Annotated in this window: 29 protein-coding genes and 1 tRNA gene; 21 read left to right on the top strand and 9 right to left on the bottom strand. The window is 74.2% G+C overall.

The window, feature by feature from the left end; translation table 11 throughout:
• Positions 1-5: 5 nt before the first annotated feature.
• From H2O74_RS02170 to H2O74_RS02160, 3 genes are all read right to left on the bottom strand, one after another.
• Positions 6-2,834, bottom strand: coding sequence for a SpoIIE family protein phosphatase (locus tag H2O74_RS02170; RefSeq protein WP_182112930.1), 2,829 nt, complete (start codon positions 2,832-2,834; stop codon positions 6-8).
• Positions 2,835-2,913: 79 nt separating this feature from the next.
• The gene (locus tag H2O74_RS02165) at positions 2,914-4,854 is read right to left on the bottom strand and encodes a PAS domain S-box protein (RefSeq protein WP_182112929.1); all 1,941 of its coding nucleotides are present in this window, start codon (positions 4,852-4,854) and stop codon (positions 2,914-2,916) included.
• Complete coding sequence (locus tag H2O74_RS02160; protein ID WP_182112928.1) at positions 4,851-5,585, bottom strand: response regulator; 735 nt, start codon at positions 5,583-5,585, stop codon at positions 4,851-4,853. The genes H2O74_RS02165 and H2O74_RS02160 overlap by 4 nt, the downstream gene beginning before the upstream one ends.
• A 158-nt stretch (positions 5,586-5,743) precedes the next feature.
• Between H2O74_RS02160 and H2O74_RS02155 the strand changes: the two genes are divergently transcribed.
• From H2O74_RS02155 to H2O74_RS02145, 3 genes are all read left to right on the top strand, one after another.
• Positions 5,744-6,241, top strand: a complete 498-nt coding sequence (locus H2O74_RS02155; protein WP_182112927.1) for a DUF1269 domain-containing protein — start codon at positions 5,744-5,746, stop codon at positions 6,239-6,241.
• 110 nt (positions 6,242-6,351) lie between these two features.
• A complete protein-coding gene (locus H2O74_RS02150) occupies positions 6,352-7,947 on the top strand; it encodes an alpha/beta-hydrolase family protein (protein ID WP_255491726.1) in 1,596 nt (531 codons plus the stop codon).
• A 42-nt stretch (positions 7,948-7,989) separates the two neighbouring features.
• Positions 7,990-8,769 (top strand): hypothetical protein, encoded by a 780-nt coding sequence (locus tag H2O74_RS02145; RefSeq protein ID WP_182112925.1) that lies wholly within the window; start codon positions 7,990-7,992, stop codon positions 8,767-8,769.
• Here the strand turns inward: H2O74_RS02145 and H2O74_RS02140 are convergent.
• A complete protein-coding gene (locus H2O74_RS02140; RefSeq protein ID WP_182112924.1) occupies positions 8,756-9,310 on the bottom strand; it encodes a DUF4334 domain-containing protein in 555 nt (184 codons plus the stop codon). The genes H2O74_RS02145 and H2O74_RS02140 overlap by 14 nt on opposite strands.
• A gap of 196 nt (positions 9,311-9,506) precedes the next feature.
• On the opposite strand from H2O74_RS02140, the gene H2O74_RS02135 reads away from it, so the two are divergent.
• Positions 9,507-10,043, top strand: a complete 537-nt coding sequence (locus H2O74_RS02135; protein ID WP_182112923.1) for a hypothetical protein — start codon at positions 9,507-9,509, stop codon at positions 10,041-10,043.
• A gap of 99 nt (positions 10,044-10,142) precedes the next feature.
• On the opposite strand, the gene H2O74_RS02130 is transcribed toward H2O74_RS02135, so the two are convergent.
• From H2O74_RS02130 to H2O74_RS02110, 5 genes are all read right to left on the bottom strand, one after another.
• On the bottom strand, positions 10,143-10,934 hold the full coding sequence (locus H2O74_RS02130) for an SRPBCC domain-containing protein (RefSeq protein ID WP_182112922.1): 792 nt from the start codon (positions 10,932-10,934) through the stop codon (positions 10,143-10,145).
• Entirely contained in the window at positions 10,931-11,512 is a 582-nt protein-coding gene (locus tag H2O74_RS02125; RefSeq protein WP_182112921.1) for a helix-turn-helix domain-containing protein, read from the bottom strand. Before H2O74_RS02125 ends, H2O74_RS02130 begins: the two co-directional genes overlap by 4 nt.
• Positions 11,513-11,763: 251 nt before the next feature.
• On the bottom strand, positions 11,764-12,300 hold the full coding sequence (locus H2O74_RS02120) for a DUF1269 domain-containing protein (protein ID WP_182112920.1): 537 nt from the start codon (positions 12,298-12,300) through the stop codon (positions 11,764-11,766).
• A gap of 483 nt (positions 12,301-12,783) precedes the next feature.
• Positions 12,784-14,223 (bottom strand): DUF4041 domain-containing protein, encoded by a 1,440-nt coding sequence (locus tag H2O74_RS02115; protein ID WP_255491725.1) that lies wholly within the window; start codon positions 14,221-14,223, stop codon positions 12,784-12,786.
• A gap of 390 nt (positions 14,224-14,613) precedes the next feature.
• Complete coding sequence (locus H2O74_RS02110; RefSeq protein ID WP_182112919.1) at positions 14,614-15,321, bottom strand: hypothetical protein; 708 nt, start codon at positions 15,319-15,321, stop codon at positions 14,614-14,616.
• Positions 15,322-15,628: 307 nt separating this feature from the next.
• On the opposite strand from H2O74_RS02110, the gene H2O74_RS02105 reads away from it, so the two are divergent.
• The 17 genes from H2O74_RS02105 (at position 15,629) to H2O74_RS02030 (ending at position 24,341) form a co-directional block, all read left to right on the top strand.
• Positions 15,629-15,701 (top strand) — tRNA-Lys (locus H2O74_RS02105).
• Between the two features lie 401 nt (positions 15,702-16,102).
• Positions 16,103-16,405, top strand: a complete 303-nt coding sequence (locus H2O74_RS02100) for a helix-turn-helix domain-containing protein (protein ID WP_182112918.1) — start codon at positions 16,103-16,105, stop codon at positions 16,403-16,405.
• Positions 16,406-16,481: 76 nt separating this feature from the next.
• Positions 16,482-16,703: a hypothetical protein gene (locus tag H2O74_RS02095; protein ID WP_182112917.1), complete on the top strand. Its 222-nt coding sequence runs from the start codon at positions 16,482-16,484 to the stop codon at positions 16,701-16,703.
• Complete coding sequence (locus H2O74_RS02090) at positions 16,700-16,870, top strand: hypothetical protein (RefSeq protein ID WP_182112916.1); 171 nt, start codon at positions 16,700-16,702, stop codon at positions 16,868-16,870. Before H2O74_RS02095 ends, H2O74_RS02090 begins: the two co-directional genes overlap by 4 nt.
• Positions 16,867-17,124 carry a hypothetical protein gene (locus tag H2O74_RS02085; protein WP_182112915.1) on the top strand — a complete coding sequence of 86 codons (258 nt, stop codon included), beginning with the start codon at positions 16,867-16,869 and terminating at the stop codon, positions 17,122-17,124. Before H2O74_RS02090 ends, H2O74_RS02085 begins: the two co-directional genes overlap by 4 nt.
• A 107-nt stretch (positions 17,125-17,231) precedes the next feature.
• On the top strand, positions 17,232-17,477 hold the full coding sequence (locus tag H2O74_RS02080; protein ID WP_182112914.1) for a hypothetical protein: 246 nt from the start codon (positions 17,232-17,234) through the stop codon (positions 17,475-17,477).
• On the top strand, positions 17,474-18,214 hold the full coding sequence (locus tag H2O74_RS16460) for a MazG-like family protein (RefSeq protein WP_220458004.1): 741 nt from the start codon (positions 17,474-17,476) through the stop codon (positions 18,212-18,214). Before H2O74_RS02080 ends, H2O74_RS16460 begins: the two co-directional genes overlap by 4 nt.
• Positions 18,211-18,393, top strand: a complete 183-nt coding sequence (locus tag H2O74_RS02070; protein ID WP_182112913.1) for a hypothetical protein — start codon at positions 18,211-18,213, stop codon at positions 18,391-18,393. The genes H2O74_RS16460 and H2O74_RS02070 overlap by 4 nt, the downstream gene beginning before the upstream one ends.
• Entirely contained in the window at positions 18,390-19,847 is a 1,458-nt protein-coding gene (locus H2O74_RS02065) for a ParB N-terminal domain-containing protein (protein ID WP_182112912.1), read from the top strand. The genes H2O74_RS02070 and H2O74_RS02065 overlap by 4 nt, the downstream gene beginning before the upstream one ends.
• Complete coding sequence (locus H2O74_RS02060; protein ID WP_182112911.1) at positions 19,844-21,211, top strand: hypothetical protein; 1,368 nt, start codon at positions 19,844-19,846, stop codon at positions 21,209-21,211. Before H2O74_RS02065 ends, H2O74_RS02060 begins: the two co-directional genes overlap by 4 nt.
• A complete protein-coding gene (locus tag H2O74_RS02055; protein ID WP_182112910.1) occupies positions 21,204-21,410 on the top strand; it encodes a hypothetical protein in 207 nt (68 codons plus the stop codon). Before H2O74_RS02060 ends, H2O74_RS02055 begins: the two co-directional genes overlap by 8 nt.
• Positions 21,407-22,264, top strand: coding sequence for a hypothetical protein (locus H2O74_RS02050; protein ID WP_182112909.1), 858 nt, complete (start codon positions 21,407-21,409; stop codon positions 22,262-22,264). Before H2O74_RS02055 ends, H2O74_RS02050 begins: the two co-directional genes overlap by 4 nt.
• Complete coding sequence (locus tag H2O74_RS02045; RefSeq protein ID WP_182112908.1) at positions 22,261-22,620, top strand: hypothetical protein; 360 nt, start codon at positions 22,261-22,263, stop codon at positions 22,618-22,620. The genes H2O74_RS02050 and H2O74_RS02045 overlap by 4 nt, the downstream gene beginning before the upstream one ends.
• Positions 22,617-22,865: a hypothetical protein gene (locus H2O74_RS16455; protein ID WP_220458003.1), complete on the top strand. Its 249-nt coding sequence runs from the start codon at positions 22,617-22,619 to the stop codon at positions 22,863-22,865. Before H2O74_RS02045 ends, H2O74_RS16455 begins: the two co-directional genes overlap by 4 nt.
• Complete coding sequence (locus tag H2O74_RS16450) at positions 22,862-23,386, top strand: DUF4326 domain-containing protein (protein ID WP_220458002.1); 525 nt, start codon at positions 22,862-22,864, stop codon at positions 23,384-23,386. The genes H2O74_RS16455 and H2O74_RS16450 overlap by 4 nt, the downstream gene beginning before the upstream one ends.
• Positions 23,383-23,658, top strand: coding sequence for a hypothetical protein (locus tag H2O74_RS02035; RefSeq protein ID WP_182112906.1), 276 nt, complete (start codon positions 23,383-23,385; stop codon positions 23,656-23,658). Before H2O74_RS16450 ends, H2O74_RS02035 begins: the two co-directional genes overlap by 4 nt.
• A complete protein-coding gene (locus tag H2O74_RS02030; protein ID WP_182112905.1) occupies positions 23,655-24,341 on the top strand; it encodes a hypothetical protein in 687 nt (228 codons plus the stop codon). The genes H2O74_RS02035 and H2O74_RS02030 overlap by 4 nt, the downstream gene beginning before the upstream one ends.
• Position 24,342 lies beyond the last annotated feature (1 nt).

Here is a 24,342-nt window from a genome sequence, read left to right as displayed (position 1 = left end):
CGGGCTCAGCCCCCGATGCGCACGGCGACGATGGCGACGTCGTCGTCCCCGCGCTCGGGCAGCATCGCATCCAGCAGGTCGTCGCACAGCGTCTCGACGTCGTCGTGCGGGAGCCGGGCGAGCACCGCCTGCAGCCGCGCCAGGCCGTCCTGCAGGCGCTCGCCCCGGCGCTCGACCAGGCCGTCCGTGTAGAGGACGAGCACGGCACCCTCGGGCAGCTCGAGCGAGTGCTCGTGGCGGTCGGTGCCGGCGAGCACGCCCAGGACGAGGTCGGGCCGCACGACCGGCGCGTGGACCGTCCCGTCCGGCAGCACGACGACCAACCCGGGATGGCCCGCGTTGGACCAGCAGGCCCGCGCGCCGCCGCCGGGCAGCCGCTCGATGCGCACGACGACGGCGGTCGCCAGCGTCTCGACGCGGAGCGTGTCGATCGCCCGGTCGACGCGACGCAGCACCTCGGCGGGGCCCGCGTCGGTCGTGGCGGCGATCCCGCGCACGAGCGAGCGGAGCTGACCCATGGCGGCCGCCGCGATGACGTCGTGACCCGTCACGTCGCCGATCACGACGTTCAGGGCGCCACCCGGCTGGAGGAAGGCGTCGTACCAGTCGCCGCCGACCTTCGCGGCCTCCGCCGCCGGGGTGTAGCGCACCGCGACGGACAGGCCCTGGACGTGCGGCGGCTCGGTGAGGAGCGAGCGCTGCAGGCCCTCGGCCAGGAGCAGCTGCTCGTGGTAGAGCCGCGCGTTGTCCAGCGCGAGCCCCGCGCGTCCGGCGACCTCCTGGGCGGTCGCGACCTGCTCGGGTGTCGTGCGCCCGCCCCGGCCGGTGTACAGGCTGATCAGCCCGACCGTCCGGTTGCGCGCCCGCAGCGGCAGCACCACGACCGCCTCCGGGGCCAGCTCGAGCAGCAGGTCGAGCGCCTCACCGGGCCGCAGCACGGCCCGGATCTGGTCCACGGCGTCGCGCTCGACCACGATGACCTCGCCCGAGTCGAGCGCGCGGCGCACGAACGAGTCCGAGCGCAGCGCGTCGCGGCGCACCTCGGCGTACCGCTCGACCCGCGGGCGCACCGCGGGGTCGTGGTGCCACGAGCCGACGTCGCGCAGCACGCGCCGCCCGCCCGGGTGGTCGTCCTCGACGAGGCTCACGATGCACCAGTCCGCCAGCTCGGGCACGACCAGGCGCGCGAGTCGCGCGACCGCCTCCTGCGCGTCGAGCGTCTCGGCGAGCCGGCTCGTGACGTGCGCGGTCAGGACGGCCCGCGAGGCGGCGCGGCGCGCCCGCAGCTGGGCGAGGTGCCGTACGAGCACGTCGCGCAGCGCCACGGCCTCCGCCAGGTCGAGCTCGTCCCAGCCCATCGCCCGGTCGGTCACGGTCTCGCGCCAGCGGTTGAAGCTGCTGCGCGGCGACAGGGGCGTCGCACGGTTGCCGGCGCCCTGGTCCCCCAGCCACTCGACGACCTGCCCGAAGGCGGGCCGGAACCAGGCGAGCACGTCGCCGTCGTCCCCGACGGGCACGACGACCAGCCCGGCGACGCCGGGCAACAGCGTGGCGAGGTCCGGCCTGTCGGCCGCGAGGGTGGACGTCACGAAGGCGTCACTGACCGGTCCGAGCGCGGCCAGCAGCGCATCCACGGTCGCCTCGTCGGGGGTGTCGCCGAGGGTGGCGGTCCGGCCGTCCAGCCGCACGACGACGCCCTCGGCCCGCACCACGTCGGCCAGCGTGACCTGACGCGCGACGAGCGCCGCGGCGACGTCGTCGGCGGCGCCGAACTGGTCGGCGAGCCGCGCCCGCACCGCCTGGAGCTCGAGGCGGCGCTCGAGACGACGGGTCTCCGCCAGGGCGCTGGACTGCAGCGTCACCTGCTGACCGAGGATCTCGCAGCCGCGGCGGAGCGCGTAGGTCACGTGCCGCGGGGTGTCGTTGTTGCACGAGATCATGCCGACGAGGCGACCCTCGTGGACCAGCGAGATCGACAGGGTCGCCGCCACCCCCATGTTCCGCAGGAACTCCAGGTGGTGCGGGGAGACGCTGCGCAGCTCGGACCGGGTGAGGTCCGTCGGGGCGCCGGTGAGCGGGTTGAGGGCCGGCACCAGCGGCGCGGGCGTGTAGTCCCGGTCCGGGATGGTGCGGGAGAGCCGGCTCGTGTACACCGCCCTGGCCTGCGCGGGGATGTCGGACGCCGGGTAGTGCAGGCCGAGGTAGGGCTCCAGGTGGTCGGCCTTGTCCTCGGCGACCACCTCACCGTGCTCGTCGGGGTGGAAGTGGTAGACCATGACGCGGTCGAAGCCCGTGAGCCGGCGCACGGTCCGCGCCGCCTCCTGCCGCAGCTCGCCGACGCTCGCGCTGCGCGAGAGCCGCTGGATCGACGAGTGCAGGGTCGAGAGCCACCGGTCCGGGGCGCCGTCGGACGGCTCGAGCTCGATGATCCCGAGCCCGTCGACCGACCGGTGGGCGATGGCGTCGAAGGTCCGCCCCGCCACCTCGACGGGCAGCGGGTCCGTGTCCGCGTCACCGGGACGCTCGCCGGGACCGTCCGACGCGGGCCGCGGCGCGACCCCCGCGAGCAGCGCCGCGGCGTGGGGCTCGCCGACGAGCGCCGCGAGCGGACCCCCGAGCAGCTCCTGCGGGTCGCGCCCCAGGACGGTGGTGCCCGCGCTGACCTGCACCACGAGGCCCGTGGCGGGGTCCACCGCGACCAGCGCCCCGTGGGGCTGGATCGCTCCCGGGCGGTGGATCGGCTCGGCGGCGCACTCGCGCTGCCGCTCCTCCTCGCCCGGGGAGGCGTCGGCCCGTCGCACCGGCGCGGGCACGCCGGGGTCCACCGTCGTCACGCGTCCCCCCGTCGTCGGCCGGATGACGCACGCTACGCGGTCCGCGCCCCGGCGGGCCAACGCGGCACCGGGCGGTGCGCTAGGCCCGGGGCACGTGGGCGCCGAACCGCGTGACGGCGCCGTCACGCTCGTGCCAGGCGTCCCCGCCCAGCGCCCGGGCGAGCCGGCGCACGATGTACAGGCCCAGGCCCGTGCCGCGACGGCTGGCGCCCCGCAGGAACATCTCGTCGAACAGGTGCGGCAGGAGAGCGTCGGGCACGCCGGGCCCGTGGTCCTCGACCGCCAGCGCGACCGCGTCGCCGTCGGCGCGCGCGACCACGCGCACGGGGGGCGCCCCGTACCGCGCGGCGTTGGTGAGGTAGTTCTCCACGATCTGCTCCAGCCGCTCCGGGTCGGTGCGCACCTCGAGGTCGTCGGGGCAGTCCACCGCCACCGGGCCCACCGCTCCCCCGGCACCGGGGACGACGTCGCCCAGGCGCGCGACGGCGCGCTCCAGGTGGGGGCGCAGGCGGACGGGGACCAGCGTCGGCTGCACCGCGCCCGCGTCCAGCCGCGTCGCCAGCAGCAGCTCGTTGAGCATGCGCCGCATCTGCTCGGCGCTCGACTCGACGCTCGCCAGGAGCTGGGTGCGCTCGTCCTCCTCGAGCCGGCCCCAGCGGCGATGGAGCGTGCTCGCAGCTCCCGCCACGACCGCGATCGGGCTCCGCAGCTCGTGGGCCGTCACGGCGAGGATGTGGGCGCGCTCCTCCGCGGCGGCGCCCAGCCGCAGGTTCGCCTCCGTGAGCTCGGTGTTCGCGTCCGCGAGCTCGCTGGCCGAGCGCTCGAGGTCGAGCGAGGCCCGGCGTTGGGCGGTGACGTCCCGCGTCACCTTGGCGAAGCCGAGGAGCTCGCCGCCCGGGCCCCGCAGCGCGGTGATCGTGACGTTGGCCCAGAAGCGGGTGCCGTCCTTGCGGATGCGCCACCCCTCCTCCTGGTAGCGGCCCTCGTGCGTCGCGGCCGCGAGCTCCGCCTCGGGGTGGCGCGAGGTCTGCGCGTCGAGCGTGTAGAACGTGCGGAAGTGCCGCCCGACGATCTCGTCGGCCCGGTAGCCCTTGAGCCGCTCCGCGCCGCGGTTCCAGGTCGCGATCCGGCCCTGCGGGTCGAGCATGAAGATGGCGTAGTCCACCACGCTGTCCACGAGCAGCCGGAAGCGCTCCTCGCTCGCCACGAGTGCTCGCTCGGCCGTGCGCTGCGCGTCGATGTCCTGGCTCTGCAGCAGGAGGTAGAGGGGGCGCTGCTGCGAGTCCCGCACGGCCGCGAGGGTCGACGTCACGAGGCGGTCCGTCCCCGCGAGGCGGTGCTCGACCTGGGCGGCGCCCTCGCGCAGCGCCGTCGCCAGGGCGAGGGCGACGCCGTCGCGGTCCCCCGGCGGCACGACGTCCTGCAGGGCGAGGCCGACGGCGGAGAGCGGCGGCGTCGCCAGCAGCTCGGCGAGCGCCGGGTTCGCGCGCACGATCTGGCCGGTCAGGGTCAGGGTGCCGATCCCGATGGCGGCCTGGTCGAACACGGCCCGGAAGCTCTCCACGTGCTCGCCGAGGATGCGCTCCGCGTCGCCCGCCGATGCGTGCTCCGGGTCTGGCCCGGCCGCGGGCCCGTCGGCCGGGCGGGCCGGCTCGCCGGCCAGGGCGACGAGGGCGTCGAGGAGCTCGTCGACGTCGGCCGACTTCTGCAGGAAGGCGGTCGCCCCCAGCGCGAGCGCACGGGACTCCAGGCCCTCCTCCGAGAACCCGGAGTACAGGACCACGCGCGTGCCCGGTGACGCCTCGAGCACCGGCCGGATCGCGTCGAGCCCGCCCATGCCCGGCATCGAGACGTCGAGCAGGAGCAGGTCCGGGCGCAGGTCCCGCGCGATCGCGACCGCGTCGTGCCCGGTGCCGCCCTCGGCGACCACCGTGAAGGCGCCGGTGAGGCGCAGGCGCAGGCGCAGCAGGGACCGCAGCTCCGGGGCGTCGTCGACGACGCCGATGGTGCGCGGGCTCACGCCGCGACGCCGGGCGTCAGTCGGGCCCACACGACCTTGCGGCCGCCCTCCCCCGGACGCACGCCCCACCCCTGCGCGATGAGCGAGACGTAGGACAGGCCGCTCCAGTCGCCGGCCCAGCGGGGCTCGGGCGCCCCGTCGGCGTCGTCGTCGACCTCGACCCGCAGGCCGTCCGCCGTGAGACTGAGGCGCAGGGTGGGCGGCGTCGTCGAGTGGCGCAGCGCGTTGTCGACGAGCTCCCGCACGACGAGCTCGGCCTCGTACAGGTCGCCCTGCCAGCCCCAGCGTCCGGCGTGGAACCGCACGAAGTCGCGCGCCCGGGCCAGCGTGCCGGCGCCGGGCGCCAGCGCGAGGACGGCCGCGCGCTGCTCGGTGCGGCCGAGGTCGGCCAGGAGGTCGACGAGCGCCGCGACGTCGGCGTCCTTCGGCACGTAGCCCTCGACCCGCCCGCGCAGCGCCTCCCCCTCGGACGCCGTGAGGCCCGTGAAGACGGCCACCTTGGCCCGCGGAGCCACCTCGCGCAGGAGCGTGAGGACCTCGGCGCCCTCGAGGTGCGGCAGGCCCAGGTCGAGCACGATCAGGTCGGGCTGCTCCGCGCGCGCCAGGTCCACGGCCTGCGCGCCGTCCCCGGCCTCGCCGACCACCTCGAAGCCGCCGCGCAGGCGCAGCTCCAGGGCGACGAGCCGGCGCAGCTCCGGGACGTCGTCGACGAGGAGAACGCGGGCGGCCACGCCTCGCGATGTTAGTCCCGCGCGCCGGCACCTGCCCCGCCCGCCCGACCCCCGGAACCGCCACCCCTTGCCCCGGGCGCCACCGCGGTTATGGTCATGAGGACCGGGTACGACGGCGTGCACCGGACGTCGGTGCACTGAGCAGGGGGAGGCACGGCGTGGCAACACTCACGGTTTGGAAGTTCGACACTCCCGAGGGCGCGGAGCGCGCGGAGGCGGCGCTCTTCGACCTCCAGAAGCAGCACCTCATCGAGATCGAGGACGCTGCCACGGTCTCGTGGGAAGAGGGCAAGAAGAAGCCCAAGACCCGACAGGCGACCAACACCACGGCGGTCGGCACGCTCGGGGGCACCTTCTGGGGACTGCTCTTCGGAGTCATCTTCCTGGTACCGCTCATCGGTGCCGTCATCGGGGCCGCCGCCGGCGCGATCGCCGGCGCGCTGACCGACGTCGGCATCAACGACGACTTCATCGAGTCCGTGCGGCAGAAGGTCACGCCGGGCACGTCGGCCCTGTTCGTGCTGACCGGGAGCGCGGTGCTCGACCGGGTCCACGAGCAGCTGCGCGAGCAGGGCGTGGTCGGCGAGCTCATCGAGACCAACCTCTCGGGCGAGGAGGAGGCCAACCTCCGCGCCGTCTTCCAGGAGAGCGCCTGACCGACGCGTGGGGGGCGCCGGGCCCACGCCCGGCGCCCCGCGCGCGCCGTCCCGGCCCGCACCTGGACCCCCTGGGGCTCACGCTCGGCACCGCCTTCGCGATGCTCGCGATGACGCCGTCGCTGATCCCGCGCGACTGGCTGTTCCAGGGCGTCGTCTCGGGGCTGTCGGCGGGCGCGGGCTACGCGCTCGGCGTCGCGGCGCACTGGCTCCTGCGCCGCTCCCGGCGCTGGCCGGCGATCTCGGCACGCGTGCGCGGCGCGGCGCCGGCCTGGCTGCCGGAGGGACGGTGGCTCGCCCTGGTGCTGGTGCCGGCCGCCCTGGTCGTCATGCTCGTCGTCGCGGTGCCGTGGCAGCGCGACCTCGCCACGCTCATGGGGATGGACCGCCCGACGACGGGCGGGTGGCTGCGGGCGGGCCCGGTGCTCGTCGCCGTCGCCGCCGTCCTGATCGCCGCGGCGCGCGGCCTGCGCGGCCTCGCCCGGCTCCTCGGGCGCGCGGCGCAGCGGTGGGGCAGGCTCCCGCAGCGCGCGGCGTCCGTCGTGGGCGCGGTGGCCGCCGTCCTGCTCGTGCTGGTTCTGGTCAACGACGTCGTGCTGCGCCGGGCGGTCGCGGTGGTCGACTCGGCGTTCAGCAGCCGCAACGACCTGGACTTCCCCGGCGTGGAACAGCCGGACGCCGCCGGTCGCTCCGGGTCGCCGCAGTCCCTGGTCGCCTGGGAGTCGCTCGGGCGGGAGGGCCGCCGGTTCGTCTCGACCGGGCCGACGGCGGACGAGCTCGCCGTGGTCGCCGGTGCGGCGGCCGTCGCGCCCGTGCGGGTCTACGTCGGCGTGGAGAGCGCCGGCACCGCCGAGGAGCGGGCCGAGCTCGCGCTCGCCGAGCTCGAGCGCACCGGGGCCTTCGAGCGGTCCGTCCTGGCGGTCGTCACCACGACCGGGAGCGGCTGGGTCAACGCCGCGGCGGTCGACAGCCTCGAGCTGCTGCACGGCGGGGACACCGCCGTCGTGGCGACGCAGTACTCCTACCTGCCGAGCGGGCTGTCGTTCCTGCTGGACCTGCCCCGCGTCGAGGAGGAAGGGCGCGTGCTGCTCGACACGATCTCCGCGCACGTCGAGTCCCTGCCCGAGGAGGACCGGCCGCGGCTGCTCGTGTACGGCGAGAGCCTGGGCGCCCGCGGCTCGGAGCACGCGTTCACCACGCTCGCGGACATCCGCGCGCACACGGACGGGGTGGTCTGGGCCGGCCCGCCGCACTCCAACGACCTGTGGCGCTCGCTGGTCGAGCGGCGCGACCCCGGCACGCCCGAGGTGGCGCCGGTGTACGCGAGCGGGCTCGTCGCCCGGTTCTCCGCCGACGCCGACGGCCTCACGCAGCCGCCGACGCCGTGGATCGAGCCCCGCGTCGTCTACCTGCAGCACCCGTCCGACCCGGTGGTCTGGTGGTCCCCGGACCTGGTCCTCACCCGGCCCGACTGGCTCGAGGAGCCGCGGGGCCAGGACGTCCTGCCCACCATGACCTGGTACCCGGTCGTCACGTTCTGGCAGGTCACCGTCGACATGACGAACTCCAAGACGGTGCCCGACGGCCACGGCCACAACTACGACGACGTCGTGCTCGACGCGTGGGTCGCGGTCGCCGCGCCGCAGGGCTGGACGGACGCGGACACCGAGCGCGTGCGCGCGGTGCTGGAGGCGCACGGGTCCTGAGCCCGCTCTCGCCACCGGTGACGACATGACATCATCAGCCGGATGATCATGCGTACCCGGCTCGGCGCTGCCGTCGCCGCCCTGTCCTGCGCGGCCCTGCTCTCCGGCTGCGCCGTGGACGCCGGCGCCTCGGTCGCGGCCGACTTCGAGGAGTGGATGGGCGAGCGCCCAGGCCTCGAGAGCATCACCCTGGTCTCGCAGAACAGCCTCCCCTTCATCGGCGCGATCGACGCGAGCCTGGTCATGGCGGCGGACGCCACGCCCGAGCAGGTGGACGACGTCGTCCAGCGCGCGATGGACTTCGACCCCGGCCGCCACGCGGCGTCCGTGAGCCTGGTCCGTCAGATCGGCTCGGCGGTGGTCAGTGCCGGCCTGCCGCACGAGGGCGACCCGAGCGAGGTGCTGGACCTGGCCGAGACGCTCGCCACGGCGGCGGACGTCACCGAGCTGCACGTGGGCGGTCCGACCGGCCCCGACCTCGCCATCGAGGCGGTCGTCGCGGAGCTGGCGCAGGCCCCCGAGGCGTTCCGGGCGCTCAACGCGGTCCTCGACCCCGTGCCGAGGGTCGACGGCCTGCGGGACGACGCGGAGCTGCGCGTCCGGGACGCGGCCGGCGCCGGCAGCATCTCGACCGAGGCGCCCGGGACCCAGACGGCGACGCACGACCTCGCCGCGACGGTCGTCGGCGAGGTCACCGTGACGTCGATGCTCGTGACCGAGGACATCGCGCGCTTCACGGTCCCCGAGGCCCAGGCCGCCAAGGCCGAGGCCCTCGCCGGCCGCCTCCTCCCGGGCGGCGACGTGAGGGTCACCGGGGAGTGACGCCTCCCGCGCGGCGCAGCACGAACACGTAGGGCGCCGGGGACCAGCGCAGGTCCATGACGCCCAGGACGGTGTCCCGGTCCACGCCGCGGAACGCGTCGATGGCCGGGAACCTGTCGTAGACCAGCGCGGCCGACACCGTGCCGCGGTACCGGACGGTCCGCAGCCTCGCCTGCGGAGTGCCGGTCGTCAGGAGCGGGCGGAGCAGCGAGAAGGCCGCGACCCCGACGGGGCCGCGCGCGGCGGGCGCCATGCGGAGCACGGGTCGTACCGGCAGGAGGGCCGGCGTCAGGCCGACGAGCCGGCCCCGCGGGGCCCGGAACAGCAGCGGGTCCACGTCCTCGGAGGAGCCGAACCGCTTGCCGTACCAGCCGTAGCGCTCGAGCAGCCCGTCCAGGGGGTGCCCGGTCGGGATCCCGCGGCCGGCCCACGTGCCGAGCAGGTCGTCCGCGGTGACCGGGGGCAGCTCGTCGAAGAGCTCCAGCGCCCTCGCGGGGCTCGTGCCGGACCGCAGCGCGCGCAGGCGGTGGACGACGGGCATCGACGCTCCTCGGCGGTGGTGGTTCGGCGAACGTAGGACGGCGCCGCGACCGGCGCCATGCGACACGTCGCGCAGATTCCCAGCACGCTCCCAGCCGCACCCCACCGTCGCCCAAGGTTCGCCGTGTTCCCTGGTCACCAGGGCAGGAGCCGTCCTCCCGGGCTCCTGCCCGTCCGATCATCATCAAGGAGCCCACATGAGCACCACTCCCGACCGTGAGAACGCCCAGCCGCAGCCGCAGACCTCCGCACCGGACGTCGAGCCCGCCCCCGCCGCGCCCCGCCGCACGGTGCGCGAGCGCGTGAGCGCCCGGCCGTTCCTGGCCGCTGGACTCTCCGCGGCGGTCGCCGCCGTCGTCGTCGGCGGCGCCGGCTTCGCGATCGGCCACGCCGTGGCCGACGACGGGCCGGAGCACCACCAGGAGCTGTGGGGCGAGGCCGGCGGCCGGTCGCAGGACGGCCCGCAGCTGCCCGGCGACGACCAGGGCGGGCGCCCGGGCCACGGCCCGCAGGGCGGCCCTGGCGGCGACCGCGACGGCGACCGGGGCGGCGACCGGGGCGGCGACGGCTCCGGGTCCATGGAGCACCGCTCCGGCGACGAGGGCCGCGGCGGCTCGGACGACGACCGCGACGACCGCCGGCACCGGGGCGACGGGCCGGCCCAGGACGACGCCGAGCAGAGCCCGGAGCAGGACGGCACCGCCGACGAGGGCGACGCCCGCGCCGAGAACTGACGGACCGCGCGCCCCGGTCGTCCCCCACCGGGGCGCGCCCACGACCGGTCTGCGGCGGCCGGACCGAGAACCGACGGCCGCCGCGGACCACCCCACCGATCAGGCCTGGCCGGACAGACCCCGCAGCCACGCCTGCCAGGCCGGCTCCTCGCGGCGCACGTAGTCGGCGGCGTCGGCGGAGAACAGGTAGCCCCGCACGCCTGCGACAGCGGTGCCGTCGCGCCCGCCGTACGTGGCGAGGGTGAGCATCCCGGGCACCGGCGCCGTCAGGCGGAGCAGGGCCTGCTGGTCCCCCAGCCGCTCGACCGTGCCGGTGGTGCCGCGCAGCTCGACCACCTCCCCCTCGCCGCCGAGCCGGAGCCCGTCGAGCACGGCGCCCCAGAGCGCCTCCGGGGCGCCGGGGAACGAGGCGCTGGCCTCCATCGGCGTGGCCTCCTGGCCCGTGAAGTGCGCCAGGTAGAGGCGCAGGTTGTCGAAGTACGGCAGCCAGTTGGCGCCCATCGAGTCCCAGAACGCCTCCTCCCAGGCCGCGCCGGTCCCGAACCCGCTGCTCGTCACGCGGACCACGCACGTGCCTCCGGAACGCGCCTCGACCACGAACTCCGAGGTCAGCGCGCTGAGCGCGTCCGGGTCCGTGCCCATCAGCGCGGCCCAGTCCTCCTCGTAGACGAGGCGCCGGGGCGGCTCCCAGCCGGTGACCCGCCCGTCCGAGCCCATGTCGGGCCCCATCGTGAAGTGCAGGGAGCCGCCCTCGCGCTCCTCCATCTCGGTGGGCACGAACCACGCGCTCATGCCCTGGGCGGTGGCGAGGGCCTGCCAGACCTCCTGCGGGGTGCCGGGCACCTCGACGCTGAACTCCAGGCGGTACGGGACGGCCGGGTGCGTGCTCATGAGCGTTCCTCCTCAGGAACCGGGTGGGCCGCGACGACGAGCCGGTGCGCGCGCCCGTCGTCGTGGTGGTAGCGGGCCGCGAGGTCGAGCACCGCAGCGGTGAGGTCCTCCGCGAAGGCCGCCCGGTCGGCGGCCGACCGGAAGCCGATCTGCGTGTCGATGGTCAGGGTCGGCAACCGCCTGCCGGAGGCGTCGGCGCGGCGCGCGAGGGTGCCCACCTCACGCACCAGGCGGCCGGCGAGCGCGACGAGGTAGCCCGCGGAGAGGTGGTCGGCGTTGGCGTCCGGGTCGGCCGCCGTCGCGCTGACGGCCGCCGGCGAGACGACGTAGGAGGCGGCCGAGGCCTGCAGCACCCGCTCCGTGATGCCCCCGTGCCGGCGCTCCTCGGACAGCCCGACGAGGCCGTGCGCCTCGAGCGCCCTGAGGTGGTAGTTGACCTTCTGGCGTGCGAGGCCGACCCGCGCGGCGAGCCCGGCGGCGGAGGCCGGGACCGTGAGCTCGCGCAGCAGCCGGGCCCGCACCGGATCCAGCGCGACGGCGGCGGTGTCCGCGTCCTCGATGACCTCGACATCCTGCATGACCCCACGGTCACCCTCGACAACATTATTTGTCAAGGGTGACCGTGAGCCGGATAGAGCGGATCACGCTGCAGGCCAGCGCCGCCGGCGCCGGCGTGTACCGCGCGCTCGGCTTCCGCGACCTGTCCACCACCGACGCACCGTCGGCTTCCACGACCCGGTGGCGCCGAACGACGCGTGAGGCCCGGCCGGGCCGCGGGCCCGACGCGCCGACCGGCCCCGGCGAAGGAGCCGGACCGGTCGGCGACGGCTCAGACGCTGGTCGAGTTCGCCTCGGCGATCGCCGCCTCGAGCTCCTTGCGGTCGGCCTTGAGCTGCTTCTTGAGCAGCTTGCGGCCACGGCTCAGGGCCTCGTCGACCCTGGCCTCGACGTCCTCCGCGGCGACGATCAGGACCGCGCTGTGACCCTCGTCGAGGTGCTCCCCCAGGTCCTTGAGGTCCTTGCGGCTCAGGCCGGCCGCGACGTGCCCGGCGACTGCCCCCACGACCAGGCCGCCGCCCGCGCCCCACGCCAGCCCGGCACCGATGACCACGGCCGGGAACAGCGCGCTCAGCGCGCCCACGGCCAGGCCGATGCCGAGCCCGGCCGCGCCGCCCTGGACCACGGGCTGCTCGTGACGCTTGACGATCTTCACCTTGCCGTCCTCGCGGTGCGTCACCACGGCGGCGTCGTAGGTGTCGCCCAGGTTCCAGCTCTTGTAGAGCTCCTTCGCCGCGTCGTAGTCGGCCAGGGCGTCGTCCACGTTGTCGTACGAGTTGATGATGATCGTGTAGCTGTCGAGTGCCATGACGGTGCTCCATCGCAGTCCGTGAGGCCGTTCGGATAACGGCGCCCCCCAAGGCCCAGTGGATGCCGGGCGGGCGGGCGACGCAACCGGACGAAGCCCGGCAGAGCGGACAGGCGCGAGCGGCCCGCTCGCACCTCATGCGCACCACTCGTACGCGGCGGCGGCCTCGTCCATCACGACCGAGACCCCGGTGACCGTGTCCGTGGGCTGCTGCGCCCCAGTCGCCGTCGGTGGAGAAGACGTACGACGCCGGCCCGGGCTGGTCGGCGACGAGCGTCGTCGGTTCCTCCGCCGGGAACGCATCGGGGTAAGCCATCAGGATCTCGGCGCGAGTCGCGCCGACCCCGATCCCCTCGGGCGTCGTGATGGTCCCGAGTGACTGGACGGCGAAGGTGGAACCACCGGGGCTGCCCGAGGGGCCGCCGCTGGTAGGCGCGAGCCAGGCCGTACATTCCCGCTCGCGGCGGGCGCTGTCTGGAGCGCTCAGGCCCGGGCGGCGGCGAGCTCCCGGCTGGCGCGGAACTCCTCCGCCGCCGGCTCGGTTGTGTACTCCACCAGGGCGACCTTGTGCTCGCGGAGCACCTCGAGCACCTGCTCGGGGGTGGCGTAGAAGAACTCCCGGCGGGTGTTGATGCGGTTGACGCGCTGATCGGCGAAGTGCCGGTGCAGCATCGCCTCGACGCCGAACGCATCCTCGGAGAAGAACAGGGCGTGCACGTCGAACGCGAACGGCACCGACGCGTCACCAAGCTCACGGACTCGATCCATGGGCTCGAGCCGGCGCGTCATCCCGATCTTCACGACGGTGTCTCCGAATGCTCCGACGTTGGAGATGACGTATACGTACCCCGCTCGCACGTTCGCGGCCCGGTAGTCGACGTCGGCAATGGAGCGTTCGATCTGCTCGAGCTTGGCCTGCAGCTCCGCCGCGCCGGCGGTGTCCCCGCGGGCTTGCAGGGCTGCCAGGGCGTTGGCGTAGTGGTCGCGCTCCTTGTCCAGCTTCTCCCGCTCGCGGCGCAGCTCGTCCTCGACGCGCTTCTCCTCCCGCAGCCGGGCGCGCTCCTCCCGTTCGGCTTCCTTCGCGGCCTGGACGGCGGCCTGATGCCGGGCGGCGAGCTCAAGCTCCCGCATCCGCAGCCCGTGGTACTCCGGGGTGATCGCGAGGCTGATCATCTGCCCGTTGTTCGCGACCCGCTCGACGACCTTCGTCAGGCGCGCCTGGGCGCTGGTGAGCCCGCCGGCCTTGACCGTCTTGATTGCGTTCTCGGCTTCGGCGTTGTAGGCGGCCAGCATGGTCTTCGACATCGAGTCGACGAACTTGCGGCCCTGGGCGGCGGAGTTGTTGAACGTGAAGTTCGACGTCGCAGTGACGGCCCGCTTGCTCGACACGGTCGCCTTGATCTGCGCCCGGACGCGCGCGAGCTCGGCGGACAGGGTCGCGGACGCCTCGGCGGGATGCTCGAAGTCGTACAGGCCGAACTCCTGGACGTTGATCGCGTGACGGACGTCCAGGGCCTGCGCCTTGAGCGCCTCCAACTCGGCCTGGGCAGCGGCGACCTCGGCGGCGTGACGATGACGGGCCTGGGCGACCTCTTCCTGCAGCGCGCCCAGCTCGGCCTGAGCGGCCGTGGTCCGGAGGTGGATCTCCGCCAGGGTCAGGGCCCCGGCCTCCTCGAGGGCGGCACGCAACTGGTCGTTCTCGGAGGCCAGGTCACGTGCGACACCGCGAGCACCGAACAGCCCGATCTTGCGGTTGCTGGCCGGCTGAGACTGCTGAGCCTGCGCGAGCTGCGCGGGCTGCTGTGCCGGGGCAACGGCGGGCTGAGTTGGAGCGACGTGCTCGGTCCACCGCGCCCCGTCCCAGTAGCGCATCTGACCGGGCACCTGGGGGTCGGCATACCAGTTGGCTGGCGGCGTCGTCACGATCGCGAACGGTACCCCGACTGGCGACATCGAGTATCGGGAGAGTCGGGTGACCTCGGGAGAGGCGGCAAGGCCGTTCGGGAACGTCATCCGTCGGGAACCGCTGTCGCCACCTCGCGGGCGGCGTCCTCCACGGCGACATGAAGAACCGGCACACGTCGGCGTAGTGCCACAGCCGGCGCGTCACGTCCACCACCACCTCGTGCGGGATGCGCCCGGAGCCGTCCCGCGCGTCCTCGTCCTCGTACCAGGCCGCGACCTCCTCGCGACGCAGCTCGTGCCCTGACCGCAGTCGCACCAGCCGCGGCCGGTGTCGGCGTAGCACCGCAGAGCCAGGGCCCGGGCTAGAGCCGGTACAGAGCGTCCAGCGGAGTGATTACCGAGGCTGCGTCATGCGGGACCTGCGTCCCAGAAGGTCGCCATCGTCGAGAAGTGCGTGGACCGTAGCCGTTCCGGCGCAAGGGTCACGGGCCGCTCGGCGACACGCTCCGTGAGGCGGTCCAGCGTCTCCGCCAGGTGCCGCGGGTCCACGGGCGCGGCGGCGGCGGGGCGGTAGTACGCAAGCGTGACGTGGGGCGTGAAGGGGCCGGAGGGGACGATCTCGTCGAGGAGTGCGCGCGCCGCCAGCAGCCGCGCGCAGTCCGCCTCGCTCGCGGGCAGCAGGCCGACGACGACGCTCGTGTTGACCATGTTGAAGACGGTGGTGAACCGCATGTCGACCGGTCCCAGCGCCCGCGCCTCGGCCACCAGCGCGCCGGTCCGGGGGTCGTCCAGGAAGACGGCGTCGGCGATGTCCTCGAGATGGGGCGAGGCGCGCAGGTCGTGAAGGGTGACGTGGAGCGAGTCGGGCGGCAGCGGAGCGGCCAGGCCGTCGCCGCAGGCTGCGTACAGGTCGTCCGCGACGGCGGTGAGGAGGTCGCAGGTGCCCGCGTTGAGGTAGTGGACGACGGTGCTGCCGTAGAACGGGAGCAGCTCGCCGGTGACCGCGGCGACCTTTGCAGTCACGGCGGGGGCGATCTCGAAGACGTCCTCGTCGGGCACGGACCCGCGCTGGAATGCCCCGACCCGCTGCGACATCTCGACCAACGACTCGGTCAACGGACCCTCCCGGGAGGACGCTCAGCGGCGGACGTGACGCCGGAGGCACAGACGGTTCTCACTCCGGACAGCTCTGTCAACTGCCGCACTCCTCGTCCGACCGCCGTCCGCGAGGGCCGATGACGACGGCGTGAGCAGCCGCGTCGGGACTCGATGCCGACCACGCTCCACCACCACGCGACGCCGCCGCCGCCGACTCTGACCAGCCTGTACCGTCGACTCCGTCAAGCGCAGCGGCCCTCACCGCCGCACGCGGACGACACGGGTGCTCTCCCGTGGGTCCCACGAAGGGAACCCCTCATCACCCGGGCCTCTAGCTCAACTGGCAGAGCTGCGGACTTTTAATCCGTAGGTTGTGGGTTCGAACCCCACGGGGCCCACTCCACCGCACCGCTCGGGTCGCCCAGGCGCGGGTCGCGCACGCCGGCGATGAGCTCGAGCACGGTCATCTGCAGCATCGGCGCGACGATCGCCAACTCGTTGAGCTGGAAGGGCGTCTGCCCCCGCATCTTCGACGAGACGACCTGCTGCGTCTTGCCGAGCGCGCCAGCGATGTCCTTCTGGCTGACGGCGAGCCGCGCGCACTCCGCGCGCACATTTGCCGCGACGGCCATGTGGAACGGCCGGGCCTCGCGGGCGTCACTGAGGTTGATCACGTCTCCTGCCATGAGGACGACTGTACATACACCGTTTGTGGCCCACAAGTGTCAGCGGAGAATCTCCCACCAGCGGTCCCTTCACAGATTGACCCTGTACCAATCCAGGTGGTACACATCTCGGCATGGCGCAACCAAGTGAGTTTGTGACCGGCAACGTCCGGGCCGAGATGGCGCGGCATGGCGTGACGCAGCGGCTCATCGCAAAGGCAATCGGGAAGACCCAGCAGGCCGTCTCCTACAAGCTCTCCGGTCGCAGCGCGCTCACCGTGGACGAGCTGCAGCGCATCGCCGCCCTGCTGGGTGTGCCCACCGCCGCCCTCCTCGAGGCGCCGACCACGAACGACGAGCGCGGCATGAGCGCCAGCGCGACGGGGCCCACGCCGCTCGGCGTCGCGTCTCCCGTCGAGAGCCACCCCACCCCCTGATCGTCGGGCCGTCTCTCCCCGGCGGCCCGGCCCCTCCTCCACCCTCCGGCACCGATGACCCGGGAAGGACCCCCTCATGGCCCAGCTCTCCACCGCGATCCGCTCGGCGGCGACGATGCCGCGCGACGAGCTCGTCGCCTCCGCGCACCAGCGCCTGGCGTCCCTCGCCCGGATCCACGGCGCCTCCTCCCCGCAGGTCGCCGCGGCGACCGCCCGGTGGGGAAAGCTCGTCGACAAGACCGCGGCCCGCGACGACCTCATGGACCTCATCGAGGCGACCAGCGGGGGCCGACGGTGACCGCGGCCGACGTCGCGTGGCTCCGCCTCGCGATCGCGCTCGGGGAGCAGCGCGAGGCCGCGCTGCGTCGCCGGCTGGCGACGGAGTCGGTCGCGTTCCACACGGCGCACCGGGCGGCGCAGTTCTTCGGTGGCGCCCGTCGTGCTCGAGCGGTCGTGGCGCCGTGATGTGGCGCGACGAGCGCCGTGACGGCTACCAGCGGGCGCGGCTGCTGGGCTGGATGCTGCTCGGCTGGGTGCTGCTGATCCTGTTCGTGGCGGCACTGGCCGGCACGAAGGCGGTGCTCGTCGCGGCTGCTGTGCGCACGGGCCTCGACGTCGGTGTGCTGACCTTCGTCGCCCTCCTGGTGCTCGCCGCTGTGTCAGGCGTCATCACGAACGAGACCCGTCGGCGCCGTGCTCGTCGCGGGGAGGGGCCGTGAGCGCCCGTCGCCGCGCCCGGTCCCGGACGCGTTCCTGCATCTGCGGTGCGCCGCTGATCTGGGTCCCGTATGTGCCCCGTGAGGCCGCGGCTGACCCGGACCGGCCGGTGCGGACCGGACCCCGCTCCGTCCTGCCGTTCGACCGGGCGCCGGCCGTGCCGGGCTCGTCGGGGTACGCGACGGCGAACTACGCGGTGCTGCAGGGCAAGGGCTCCGCGCGGCTCATCACCCCCGACCGCCCGCTCGACGACGCGATCGAGGCACCCCACCACATCCACTTCGAGACCTGCCCCCAGCAGGTCACCGCCGAGCAGCTGGCCACGATGACCCAGCGGAGACGGAACAAGCGATGACGACCGAACGACACCGCGACGCCGAGACGGGGCAGTTCGTCACCCCCACGATCGCCGAGCAGCACCCCGAGAGGACCGTCACCGAGACGGCGCACCAGGTGAGCCTGGCCGCACACCAGGCACTCGTGTCCCTGTCCCTCTGGATCGACGCAGGCAACGCCGGTCGCGACCCCGAGGCGATCACGTGGGGCCGCCTCGCGAAGATCAGCGAGGAGCACGGGGAGGTCATCGCGGCATACATCGGCGCGACGGGCCAGAACCCGCGCAAGGGCGTCACCCACACCCTCGACGACGTCGCCCAGGAGCTGCTCGACGTCGCCGTCACCGCCCTGTGCGCCTACGAGCACATCACCGGCCACAAGGGCCTGGCGCTCGCTGGGCTCAGCAGCAAGATCCTCACCGTCGCCGCTCGCGCCGAAAGCGCGCCGCGCGCCGCCATCCCGGCCGACTTCGTCACCCGCTGGGACGACCTCCACCTGTTCCCGTTCATCGAGGACGAGGACGCGAACATCACCGGGTACGGCCACCAGGACCGGAAGCAGTTCGCCGAGGCGGTCAACCACTTCGACGAGATCTGCAACGGCAGCGCCCTCGACGTCGAGCCGTGGACGGCCGACAACATCGCGCACCGCTGGGCGGCGCTCAACCCGGCGGACGACGAGCGCCTGATCTTGGCTGACGGCCCGGGGGCCATCCCGGGCACGTTCCCCATCACGACCCTCTGGGGCCAGCGGTGAGCGCCGGGCAGTGGCTCGGCGCGTCCATCCTGGCCGGCCTCCTGCTTGGCTGGCTCATGGTGATGGCACGCGACCTCGGCTGGCTCGAGGCGCTCGCGGTCCTCATCCTCGCGCTGATCACGGTCGCCCTGATCGTCGCCGCGGTCATGCTGCTCGTCCTGGGCGAGGTGCCGCTGTGACCGCCGCGGCGAAGCCGACCCGCGCTCGCAAGCGGGCGGAGGTCCCGGCCCCGGAGGCGTCGACGACGTCGTCGACCGCGTTGGACGCCCTGACCGCTGCCGCGCCGACCGGCACGGTGTCGCTCGAGCGGGTCGAGGTCGACCCCCGCACGCTCGTGCTGGACGCGAACGCGCGTACCGACCTGCAGCTCGACGCGCGTTTCAAGGCGCTGATCCGTGAGCACGGCGTGCTCGTGCCGCTGCTCTGCCGGCGCGACCCGCTCGGACAGCTCCTCGTCGTCGACGGGCAGCGCCGCCTCGTCGCCGCGCTCGAGGAGGGCCTGCCCGCCGTCCCGGTCACGATGCTGCCCCCGGTCGGCGACGACGAGGCGCGGCTGTGGGACCAGCTCGTGACCAACGACGCGCGCCAGCCGCTCACCGCCGGCGAGACCGCGGCCGCGTACCAGCAGCTCTCGCTGATGGGCCGCTCGGCCGAGTCGATCGCCAAGCGCGCGCGCGTCGACGTCACCGTGGTCGACACGGCGCTCGCTGTCGCCGCGTCCAAGACCGCGGCGAAGGCGCTCAAGAAGAACACCACCCTCACGCTCGACCAGCTCGCCGCGCTCGCGGAGTTCGAGGACAACGCCGAGGTCACCAAGGAGCTGCTCAAGCACACCGACGACGCGGGCACGTTCCAGCACCGCGTCTCGGCCGCGCGCGCCGCCCGAGCCCTCACAGCCGTCCGCGAGGAGGCGATCGCGTCTCTGCCCGAGGGCACCACGGTGCTCGACGAGGACGCTTCGCTGCCGTGGGACGCGCAGCTTGAGCGGCTTCTGGACCGGCCGGGCGGCAAGAGCCTCACCGTGACGAACCACGCGGACTGCCCGGGTCACGCCGCGAGCGTGCTGGCCCACCGCGACTACTCGGCACCGGGCGACCACGCCTACCAGGCGGACGTCCGGTGGTTCTGCACCGAGTGGAAGAAGATCGGTCACGTCAGCCGCTGGGCGACGTCGGCGTCGGGTGCGACGTCGGGCCCGATGGCCGGAGACGCCGCGGCGGAGCGGCGGCGGGTCCTCACGAACAACAAGGCCGCGGTCGCGGCGGAGTCCGTGCGCCGAGCGTTCCTGCGCGAGTTCCTGCAGCGCACCAAGTTCCCCGCCGACGTCGCCGTCTACGTCGCACAGCTGGTGCGCCCGGGGAACGCCGGCGACTTCCGCGAGAACACCGTCTTCGAAGAGCTGCTCGGCGAGGTCGAGGCGACGACCCCGCACAACGCGATGCGCCGGCTCGTCGCGCTCGCCGCCACACGCGCCGAGACGCAGATGCCGAAGGACTACTGGCGCGTCACGACCCGTCAGGACGTCGCCCTGCACCTGCGGGCCCTCGAGCGCTGGGGCTACACGCTCGCCGACGTCGAGGCCGACTTCGTGAAGGCCGTCGACGACGCCGCGACGAAGGCGGGCACCCGGTGAGCGGCGCACGCATGGGCACCCTCGAGCGCAGCTCGGCTGGCCACGGCAACGGCTCCAACCTCGCGAACGCGGCACCGCCGGACCTGCCCACCGAGGAGCGCACGACGGACGTCGAGGCGTGGCGTAAGCGCATCGAGGAGCGCAGGCAGGGCCGCGGCCAGGCGGAGCGTGAGCGTCGCGCTCGCGAGGTCGCGGCGGACTACCCGATGACCGAGGGCCGGGCGTCAACGTCCGCCGGCGACCGGACCACGACGGCGTCCGGCAACGAAGGTGAGCGAGCGGGGGCCACCATCCCCCCTGCTGTGACCTCACCTGCGCCCGGCCCTGCCTCACCGACGCCGAAGCCGGCACCGCGATCGCGGCCCACAGTGGACGAGCGGACCCGGCGGACCGCGGCGATGGTCACGGCGTACCTCGCTGGGGACAGCACGACGGACCTCGCGCGGCGGTACGAGATCTCGCCGACGACGGTGGCGAACTACCTGCGGGCCGCGGGCGTGACGCTGCGCCCGAAGGGCCACCGCGCGGACCCCACGCCGTCGCAGCCGCCGACCGTCCCATCGTCACCCGCGGAGCTGTCGAGCCCGCCCGCCGAGCCGACGTCGGCCGCACCGCCAGCCGTCCCGCCAGACCGCCCCAGGACGCTCGACGCCAGCGAGCTCGCGGAGATCGTGCGCGAGTACGGCGAGGGACAGTCGGCGCCGCAGATCGCCCGCGCGCACGGGCGCATGCCCAAGACGATCCGTGACGCGCTGCGCCGGGCCGGGGTCCAGCTGCGCGACGACCGCTCGCTGCGCTCCGGTGGCCAGAACCGGACACAGGACGACGACGAGCTCGTCGCGAAGGTCCGGCGTCTGTACGTCGACGAGCAGCGCACGCAGGCCGAGGTCGCGGCCGAGCTCGGGGTGAGCCCGAAGAAGGTGCAGGGCGTCATGTCGCGCAACGGCATCGAGGCCCGGCCGGACGCGATCGGGCACCGGCCCGAGCCCCGCGACCAGGCGACGAGGAGCACCGCGCGCACGGTCCGCTACCTCGCCGACGCGAACCCGGCGATCGGCGCCGGGCACGTCGACGCCGACGCGGTTGCCGAGCGGGTGGAGCCCGACGCGCTCGCGGTCCCCGTCCTGCCGCCGCCGACGTTCGCAGACGCCGTCGCCCTCGACCCCCTCGAGGCGACGCACGTCCTCGATGTCACCGTCCACGACGTCGCGGCAGCGCTGCACGACGTCGTCGACGCGACCGAGGCGCTCCTGGCCGCTCAACGCCAGCTCGCCACCCTGCGCGTCACCCGCCTGCGCGCGCTCGCAGACGAGCTGCTCGCCGTCCTCGAACCCACCCCCGAACAGGAGATCCACCATGGCTGACCTCGCCCCCGCCACCGCCACCCTGCAGCACCAGATCGAGCGAGTCGGCAAGGAGATCGAGGACCTCGACGAGGCGATCGCCCGGACCGAGAAGATTCTCGTCGACACGCGCGAGGCCCGCGCCGTCCGCGCCGAGGAGCTGGCGAGCCTGCACGCCGCCGTCGACCTCCTCGACATCGTGCACGAGGTCTCGTCGTGACGACGATCGAGGTTCCCCGCGGCCACCTGCGCTCCGCCCTGACGGCCGTCCTGCCCCACGCGGGTCGCGAGACCGAGGAGACGCCGAACCTCGGCCGTGTCCGCCTGGTCGCCGACGCCGGCGCCCTGCTCGTGTGGGCCACCGATCACCGCACGTCCGCGTTCGCCCGGGTCGAGGGACCCGAGTACACGGAGGCGGAGCTCCCGTCGTGGGACATGCCGGCCGACGCGGTCAAGAAGGTCCTGCAGGTGTTCAAGGGCCCGTCCGACGCAGACGCCCGACAGATGTGGGCCGACGAGCCGATGAAGATCCACGTCGGCACGAGCCGCGTCACCTTCACCGAGGTCGGCGCGATCCTCGACGGGCAGTCCCTGACCGTCGGCCGCATCGTGCCCGCCGGTGAGGACCGCTACCCCGACGTGCCGCGCGAGCTGCTCACCCTCTCCGGCGCGATCCTCGACGCACCCACGACGACCGCGCGCCTGAACCTCGAGGCACTCGCACGGTTCGTGCCCGCCGCGAAGGCCTACGCCGGCGGCGTCACCGCGCTCGCGAACCTCGTCCCGGGCCACGGGTTGCACCGCGCGCTCGTGCGCCTCGGCCACGCGTTCCTCGGATCCGTGCCCGCCTACCCGGACGCGAGCCACGACACGGCCGCCGTCGACGAGTCGAGCCACGAGCAGCACGCGTGGTGGGTCGACATCCTCAAGCCCCAGATGCGCCCGCTGCCGATCGAGGTCCCCGGCGACGTCGTCGACGACCTCCGGGCGCAGGCCGAAGCGATCTTCCGCACGGAGGAAGGCGGCACGGCCCGCGTCACCCTCCACGTCGTCAGAGACGGAGCACCCCGATGACCGACTACCGGGACCACGTCGACGCTGCCCTCCGCGCCGTCGACCACGCCCGCAACACCCGCCGCGCGAGCCACGCCGACGTCGCGAACGGTGTCGCGACCGCGCAGGTGCACGCCACCCTTGCGCTCGCGGCCGCGGTGACGATGCGCGAGTTCAACGAGCCCGTCCCCTACCTCGTCGCGGAGCCGGCGCTGACCGACTCGGACGAGCCGATGACGGTCGACGAGGGTGTCGAGTTCATCACCGACGCGCTCGCTCGCGCGGGCTTCGACGTGGGCCGCGATGTCCCGGTGTCCGCGATCAGCGCCATCGAGCTCGCACGGGCCGTCGCCCGCCTCATGGGCGGTGCCCGGTGAGCGTCGCGACCGTGCCGATCGAGGTCGTGATCGAGGACGCCGCGTTCCTCGTCTCGTGGGGCGTCGGCATGAGCGACGCCGCGCGTCGGCTCGGCACAACCCCTCACGGCCTCGAGCGGCGCTTGCTCCGAGCGGGCCGCAGGGACCTCGTGCACCTGCTCCTGCAGCACGAGCCGCTGCAGATCGGCGAGACCGGCGGCGCGCGTGCCGCCCGCGCCGCCCGCGCCGAGCGGCGCGCATCGTGAACGGGCCCAGGCGCGTGCGCCTGTCCCGCAAGAAGGGCTGGCGTATGCCGCCCGGCACCGTCAAGGTCGACCGCAGCACCCCGTTCGGCAACCCGTTCGCGGTTGGCGAGGAGAACGGCCTCGGCTGGGGCACCGTCCGGGACGCCGAGCACGCGGTCTACCTGTTCCGCCTGTGGCTCTCACTGCCGGCTCGCTCGATCGCGTACGAGGTCGAGCGCCACCGCGAGCTCCTGACGCGCCTGCCGGCGCTCGCGGGCAAGGACCTCGCGTGCTGGTGCGTGGCTGGTGCGTCGTGCCACGCGGACGTGCTCCTGCAGCTCGCGAACACGGCGAACATCGACGCTGCGGTCGAGGCGCTCCTCGACCTCGACGCACCGATCCCGCGGACACCGCTCGAAGACACGGTCGCAGCGGCGCAGATCCTGCGCGCGACGGGACGCGAGCCGTCGGACGCCGAGCACCTGGCCTCCGCTCTCGTCGCCCTGCGGCGGAAGGCCGAAGCGTCCGGGGCCACCTCGTGACCGCCCTCAGCTCGACCGACGCGCTCCTCGCCTGCGCGGCCGCGACGTCGCGCGCGGAGATGCACGCCGCACGCATGGCCCTGGTCCAGACCGGCAGCGGGGTCCTGCGGGACATCGACCGCACCGCCCTCGCGCAGGGCGACGGGACGGCGGGCCGGCACCTGCTCGCCGAGCTCGGCGGCGTCTACGTGGACTCCGCGGCGGCGCGCTCGAGCCGCCTCCAGGTGCGCCTGTACGGCCAGCTCGCGCGCCCGGAGGTGACCCCGTGGTGAAGTACACGACCCGGCCCCTGTCGGACCGCGCGTGGCTGCGCGCGCCCGCAGAGCGCGCGACGTCGCAGTTCAAGGTGACCTGGTCACAGGCCAGCGACCTGCTCGAGCGCGAGCTGAACCACCTCGACGCGACCGGCCTGGTGATCGAGGTCGACGTCCGCGAGCAGGACCTGCGCCTCGACGGGACCCTGCGCGCGCAGGCCCGCGTCGAGAGCCCGGCCGTCATCGTCGCGTTCGACTCCAAGCACGGCCCGCTGCTCTACCGCTCGGACCAGTACGCGGGTGCGCCGTCGTACCGCACCAAGGGCCTGCAGGCGCCGTGGCAGCACAACGTGTATGCCGTCGCGCTCACGCTCGAGGCGCTCCGGGCGGTCGACCGGTACGGCGCCGCCCGCTCGGGTGAGCAGTACCGCGGCTACCGGCAGATCGGCGGTGGCCCGGCGATCGTCACCAACGCGCCGATGAGCCGCGCGGCGGCGGCCGAGGTGCTGGCGAAGGCCGCGTGGCCGGACCTGCGTGGCGACTCCCTCGCGACCGCCACGAGCCGCCTCCTCGAGGACCCCGCGTACCGCCCGCAGGTCACGCGCCTGGCGCAACGCAACACGCACCCCGACACCGGCGGCTCGGCGTACCTCTTCGACGAGGTGCAGCGCGCCATCACGGTCCTACGGGGTGACCGGTGAG

The sequence above is a fragment of the Actinotalea sp. JY-7876 genome, from assembly GCF_014042015.1.
Taxonomy (GTDB): domain Bacteria; phylum Actinomycetota; class Actinomycetes; order Actinomycetales; family Cellulomonadaceae; genus Actinotalea.
Note: the sequence above shows the minus strand (reverse complement) of the source record. Positions and strands in the feature narration are given on the sequence as shown.

What these genes read in the sequence shown, in the direction of transcription:
- H2O74_RS02150 (WP_255491726.1), top strand. Translation starts at nt 6,352, where the DNA reads ATGACGCCGTCGCTGATCCCGCGCGACTGGCTGTTCCAGGGCGTCGTC.
- H2O74_RS02145 (WP_182112925.1), top strand. Translation starts at nt 7,990, where the DNA reads ATGATCATGCGTACCCGGCTCGGCGCTGCCGTCGCCGCCCTGTCCTGC.
- H2O74_RS02140 (WP_182112924.1), bottom strand. Translation starts at nt 9,310, where the DNA reads ATGCCCGTCGTCCACCGCCTGCGCGCGCTGCGGTCCGGCACGAGCCCC.
- H2O74_RS02135 (WP_182112923.1), top strand. Translation starts at nt 9,507, where the DNA reads ATGAGCACCACTCCCGACCGTGAGAACGCCCAGCCGCAGCCGCAGACC.
- H2O74_RS02130 (WP_182112922.1), bottom strand. Translation starts at nt 10,934, where the DNA reads ATGAGCACGCACCCGGCCGTCCCGTACCGCCTGGAGTTCAGCGTCGAG.
- H2O74_RS02125 (WP_182112921.1), bottom strand. Translation starts at nt 11,512, where the DNA reads ATGCAGGATGTCGAGGTCATCGAGGACGCGGACACCGCCGCCGTCGCG.
- H2O74_RS02120 (WP_182112920.1), bottom strand. Translation starts at nt 12,300, where the DNA reads ATGGCACTCGACAGCTACACGATCATCATCAACTCGTACGACAACGTG.
- H2O74_RS02100 (WP_182112918.1), top strand. Translation starts at nt 16,103, where the DNA reads ATGGCGCAACCAAGTGAGTTTGTGACCGGCAACGTCCGGGCCGAGATG.
- H2O74_RS02095 (WP_182112917.1), top strand. Translation starts at nt 16,482, where the DNA reads ATGGCCCAGCTCTCCACCGCGATCCGCTCGGCGGCGACGATGCCGCGC.
- H2O74_RS16460 (WP_220458004.1), top strand. Translation starts at nt 17,474, where the DNA reads ATGACGACCGAACGACACCGCGACGCCGAGACGGGGCAGTTCGTCACC.
- H2O74_RS02055 (WP_182112910.1), top strand. Translation starts at nt 21,204, where the DNA reads ATGGCTGACCTCGCCCCCGCCACCGCCACCCTGCAGCACCAGATCGAG.
- H2O74_RS02045 (WP_182112908.1), top strand. Translation starts at nt 22,261, where the DNA reads ATGACCGACTACCGGGACCACGTCGACGCTGCCCTCCGCGCCGTCGAC.